This is a genomic window from Rhodopseudomonas sp. BR0C11 (genome assembly GCF_010820945.1).
Taxonomy (GTDB): Bacteria; Pseudomonadota; Alphaproteobacteria; order Rhizobiales; family Xanthobacteraceae; genus Rhodopseudomonas; species Rhodopseudomonas palustris_H.
Window position 1 is genome coordinate 1 of record NZ_QTKI01000418.1, and the last position, 4,136, is coordinate 4,136.

Annotated in this window: 4 protein-coding genes and 1 pseudogene; 3 read left to right on the plus strand and 2 right to left on the minus strand. The window is 63.8% G+C overall.

Annotated features, from left to right (window positions below; all coding sequences use genetic code 11):
- Positions 1-308 (minus strand): annotated as a pseudogene (locus tag DYI24_RS22490) (rhomboid family intramembrane serine protease); the annotation flags it as partial.
- Between the two features lie 503 nt (positions 309-811).
- Between DYI24_RS22490 and DYI24_RS22495 the strand changes: the two are divergent.
- Complete coding sequence (locus DYI24_RS22495; protein WP_164573911.1) at positions 812-1,381, plus strand: PAS domain-containing protein; 570 nt, start codon at positions 812-814, stop codon at positions 1,379-1,381.
- On the opposite strand, the gene DYI24_RS22500 is transcribed toward DYI24_RS22495, so the two are convergent.
- Positions 1,351-2,115, minus strand: coding sequence for a Crp/Fnr family transcriptional regulator (locus tag DYI24_RS22500; RefSeq protein ID WP_164573912.1), 765 nt, complete (start codon positions 2,113-2,115; stop codon positions 1,351-1,353). The two genes, DYI24_RS22495 and DYI24_RS22500, sit on opposite strands and share 31 nt — an antisense overlap.
- A 436-nt stretch (positions 2,116-2,551) precedes the next feature.
- On the opposite strand from DYI24_RS22500, the gene DYI24_RS22505 reads away from it, so the two are divergent.
- Positions 2,552-3,163 carry a PilZ domain-containing protein gene (locus tag DYI24_RS22505; RefSeq protein ID WP_408016670.1) on the plus strand — a complete coding sequence of 204 codons (612 nt, stop codon included), beginning with the start codon at positions 2,552-2,554 and terminating at the stop codon, positions 3,161-3,163.
- A gap of 331 nt (positions 3,164-3,494) precedes the next feature.
- Positions 3,495-4,115, plus strand: coding sequence for a transglutaminase-like cysteine peptidase (locus DYI24_RS22510; protein ID WP_107345212.1), 621 nt, complete (start codon positions 3,495-3,497; stop codon positions 4,113-4,115).
- The last annotated feature ends 21 nt before the right edge of the window (positions 4,116-4,136 follow it).

Sequence of the window (4,136 nt, forward strand, 5' to 3'; positions counted from 1 at the left end):
CACAGACCGTTGAACACCATGTGGCTGAGATTGGCGTGCAGCAGCGAATAAGTGACGAAGGTCCAGATCTTCGCCCCGGTGCCGCCGGGGAACGGCGAGTCGAGCAGCGTCTGCTCGTAGCGCATCGGGATGAAGCCGAACATCTCGATGGTCCAGTACTCGAACTCCGGCGACAGCAGCGTGCGCAGATGGATCACCGCCAGCAGCGCCACGTAGGCGGTCACCGCACCGGGCAGCGTCAGAATCGGCTCGCGCTGCGGCTGCGGCGGCTCCGGCGGCAACGACGACGATACGAGCGGAGAATCCAACGGCTTGCGACCTGCTGCGAGCGGCTCGGGCGAGCGATCCGCACCCTTAGAGCATTTTCCGGCAAAGTGGAATTCGGGGAGCGGTGGCAGCGCCCGTTCGGCCGGTGCCGGGGGCAAAGGACCGCCCGCCCAAACGGAAAGGGAGGGCTCTGAGAAAGCCCTCCCCCGGTCCGTGCCAGCAGCGTTCGAATCGGACGAGCCCGCGTGTCCAATCCGTCGGCCGGCCTGTTTTTCAGCCACCCTGTAACTCGACCAACGCGGGCGGTCTGGAGTCGCCAACGTTGGAATGCCGACAGCGTAGCGGTGGTTCCCGCGCGCGCAACGCCATAGTTAATTTAACCTTAACGACGCAAAGCCGGGTACGGCGCGGCCATTCGAGCTGCGCGGCATGGACGCTGCACCAGGGGTCCTGCACAACACTCTGGGAGCGTCGCGCCGGGCGATTTCGGGACAGTCCTGTCCCAACGCCGTCTGCGCGTGACGACCGCGAACCAAGGTCGTCCATGAAGCATCCGTCGAGCCAGGCGTTCTTCGCCTATTGGGACAAGCAACGCGACGGCGCCGCTGCCCCCGATCGCAGCGCGATCGAGCCGGATGCGTTGCGCAGCCTGCTCGGCGACATGTTCGTGGTGTCGTGCGACGCGCCTGGATACCCGTTCCGGTTCGCCGGTACCCGGCTGAACGCCCTGCTCGGCCATGACCTGAAGGGCGAGAAGCTGACCAACCAGTTCATGCTGGAGCAGCGACGCTCGATCGAGCAGGTGCTGGACATCGCATCAGGGGATACCGTCGCGGTGGTCGCCGGTATCCTCGCCACCGCGCCGAACGCAACGCCGGTCACGCTGGAGCTGCTGCTCCTCCCATTCGCCCAACGCCCCCACACGCCCCTAAGCGCCACCGGCCTCCTAACCCCCCTCGCCACCCGAATGATCGGGCCGCTGACGAACCTCCGGCTGACCTCATGGCGAACGGTCGGCCAGCAGCCACGCCGCTTCCCACCACGCAAGCTGCGGAAGTTTCAGGTGATCCGAGGACTGACGGTCTACGAGGGCAGTCGCGGCGACTCGGAATAATCCGGCGAGAGCCGCGGGATAGTCAGGTTCGGCTGGCGCTCGACCGCCGTTGCGGCGAAGCCACCGCGGTCGGTCTTATAGCAGGCGCAGGCACGCAGCATCAGGCCGTCGACATCGGTGATCGCAAGCCGCCCACGGCTGTAGCGGATCAATCCCTGCTGCTGCAGCGCGTGAGCGATCAGCGAAATCGTGTTGCGCTTGACGCCGAGCATCTGCGCCATCAGATCCTGACCGAGCTGCATGCAGTCGCTCCCAGCCATATCGCGCGATTGCAGCAGGCGGCGGCACAAACGCGCTTCGGCAGAGTGAGCGGCGTTACATGCCGCCACCCGTTCGGCCCTCACGGCGCGGATCCATTGATAGCGGAGCAGCAGACTGCGCAGCGACGAACTGTGGTCGACGGCGTAGCGGAAGTGCATCACCTCGATCGCGGAGGCGGTCGTCGGATAGCGAACCACGGCGCCGGCAGTCGCCACCGTCTCGTGCGCCGCCTCAGCCCCGACCGCGCCATCCCGGCCGATCGCCGCGAGCTCGATTGCCTCGTCCTTGCCGAGGCCGATCACGCTGGAGATGATGCCGCCGTGAGGGAAAATCGCCTGTTCGAGCGGCGCCCCCGCCTCGACCAGAACCTGACCGAATTTCAGGTCGATCGTGCGAAGATGGGGACGCAGCAGTTCAAAATCCGCCCCCGGCAAAGCCGCGAGCAGGTCGTTGGCTGATTGACTGCAGGCCATGGCTCCGCCCCGCAAATTGGCGCGGCATAGCGCAGCTGGCTACGCCCCGGCCCCTTTAAATAAGCCGCTGCAATTGCGGCTCCCCGGGAACTTTAATCCTTCGCCCTCCGTGCAAAGTCCACTTCGTACGACTACGCGGCAAACACCGGGCCAACGACGAAACAGGATCGAACAACGCGGATTTCAGCGCGATCGGGCGCGGCCTGAGGCACCCATCGGCCTCGCCACATGGCCTTTCAGATGGAGGCGAGTTGTTACTTGAAGACCCTGCAAAGTGATCTGCCGATCGCATGTCATCGCAACCGTTGCGCCCACAACCCAATCTGCGGCGTGAATAGTCGGCACAACCGAGGACAGCGATCTGCTAACGAGCCGTTAACCGTGCTGGCCTTAGGCTGAAGGCTACGGCAGCGCGCCGGCCAGCGGAAATCCAGTTTTGTTGTTGCAGAACCCCAAAAGCCAGCCGGCGACGCTCGAGCGTCGTCGTTTCCAGCGGGTGAAAGTTCACCTGCTCGGACGCTACATGCTGCCCGACCGCCGTGAATTTCCGTGCCAGGTGATCAACATGTCGCCCGGCGGGCTGGCCCTGTTGGCGCCAGGGATCGGCAATGTCGGCGACCGCGTGATCGCCTATCTCGACCATGTCGGTCGCGTCGAAGGCAAGATCACCCGTATCATCGACAATGGCTTTGCGATGACTTTGGCCGCAACGCCGCGTAAGCGCGACAAGCTCGCGGCCCAGCTCACCTGGCTCGCCAATCGCGACATTCTCAATCTGCCGGAAGATCGCCGCCACGACCGTATCGTGCCGCGCAACCCGATCGCCGTGCTGACGCTCGACGACGGCAGCCGGATGAGTTGCCGCATCATCGACATGTCGCGCTCCGGCGCCGCGATTGCCGCAGAGCAGCGCCCCCCGCTGAACTCGCAGGTGCTGCTCGGCCGCGTCGCCTCCCGCGTCGTTCGTCACCTCGACGATGGCTTCGCGCTGGAGTTCGTGCACGAGCAACTCGAAGAAACGCTCGAAGACAGCGTTACCGCGCGGTGAACAGAACGCAGCGATCCACAGCCGCGTAGCACCTCACTTTCCCGGCGCTTGCCGCCCTTTTTCGCCTCAACATCGCTCGCAGCCGGACGCTCCGGCCGGTTAATGCGCGTCGCGCAACGACGCGAAACTGCGCGTGCCGCAGCGATGCGCGCGTTAATAGCTCGAATTTGAATCAATTGCCGATATCTCGAATTTTACGCAAATTCGATTCAAGTATAGATCGAATGCGCCGACAGTTTTACTTGCATTCGTCTCGACTTTACTTCGACGACTTAGCGGCCCTGCAAAGCGTTTGTGCAAATGATGGTCCCAACAAGAAACGGGGGCCACAATGTCGGGCAACAGGGGATTTCGGGGGCTTGCGGTGATTGCCGCCGTCGTCGCACTGACCGCGACGGCGCAAGCCGAAGACAGAGTTCGCTACGCCAGCGTCGGCGACGAGACGCGTGCACCGATCGGTTGGATCGAGTTCTGCTCGGATAATCCGGTGGAGTGCCGCGGCAGCCGCAGCCAGGCACGGGACATCGTGCTGACGCAGACCGCTTGGCAGGATCTACTGAAGGTCAATCGCTGGGTCAACGACACGATCAAGCCGCTGACCGACATGGACCACTGGGGCGTGATCGAAAAGTGGTCGCTGCCCAACGATGGTTACGGCGATTGCGAAGACTACGTTCTGCTGAAGCGCAAGATGCTGATCGACGCCGGCTGGCCGCGCGAAGCGCTGCTGATCACCGTGGTCCGCGACAAGAAGAACGAAGGTCACGCGGTGCTGACGGTGAAGACCGACAAGGGCGAGTTCATCCTCGATAACCAAAACGAGGAAGTCGTCGCCTGGACCGAGACTGGCTACCGCTTCGTCAAGCGGCAGTCGCAGAGCGATCCGAATGCCTGGGTCGCACTCGGCGACGGTCGCCCGGCAATCGCAACCGCCAGCGCCAAGCAGCGCTGAACCTCAGACGCCCATAGGAGA